This is a genomic window from uncultured Microscilla sp. (genome assembly GCF_947493425.1).
Lineage (GTDB): Bacteria > Bacteroidota > Bacteroidia > Cytophagales > Microscillaceae > Microscilla.
In genome coordinates this window covers 1-744 of the sequence record NZ_CANLRP010000432.1, presented here as the reverse complement: position 1 = coordinate 744, position 744 = coordinate 1, and the positions used below count along the sequence as shown (strand labels likewise).

The 744-nt window shown below is 32.1% G+C and carries 1 protein-coding gene; it reads left to right on the top strand.

Translation table 11 applies throughout. The annotated features are described in order from the left end of the window. The first annotated feature begins 107 nt into the window (after window positions 1-107). On the top strand, window positions 108-731 hold the full coding sequence (locus Q0954_RS34195) for a hypothetical protein (protein WP_299466646.1): 624 nt from the start codon (window positions 108-110) through the stop codon (window positions 729-731). Window positions 732-744: the final 13 nt, after the last annotated feature.

Below are 744 nucleotides of genomic sequence, written 5' to 3'. Positions count from 1 at the left end.
TCTTTATTCATATCTTTTTGATGCAAAGGTAAGTAAGCAAATAGCAGATGTAAACATGTACTTACTGGGAGGGATACTTACAAAGAAGTAGTGTTAAAACTTTACCAGTGGAGTTCAAAGAACTTTCTTCCTTACAAAAGCTATACCTTAACTATAATCCAGGTATTGATATCAAACAGGTTTGGAGGATATTATCTAATCTGCCAAAATTAGAAGAATTAATTTTTTATGGAAATAATATCAAGCTTTTACCTGAAAGACAAAATGTGTTTAAACGGTTAAAATCATTACACTTAGGAGATGAAAGTCTTGACTTGAAACTGGTATTAAATAGCTTAGGTAGCCTACCTCGGCTAGAAAGGCTATATATTGATAAAGTGAATACCATTCCAAAAGAGATCAACTCTTTGAAACAACTTAAAACATTGGTATTAGTTTTAGAGGTTACCACGGCCGAAGATAGGAAAATAATATTTGAGAATTTACGAGGAAATCGTTCCTTAAAGCTTCTACAGGTTTATGGTAAAAAGTTTACATCATTACCTAAAGAGGTAGGTAGCTTAGTTCAATTAGATACAATGCTCTTACGTGGCAATGACATTAAGACTGTGCCTAATGAAATTAAAAACCTTCAAAATCTTAAGTTACTTGATGTGAGCAGTAACGATTTCTCCGACCAAGAAAAAGCACGGATCAAAAAACTATTACCAAATACCGAGATTAAGTTTTAAACAAAAAGTTTTG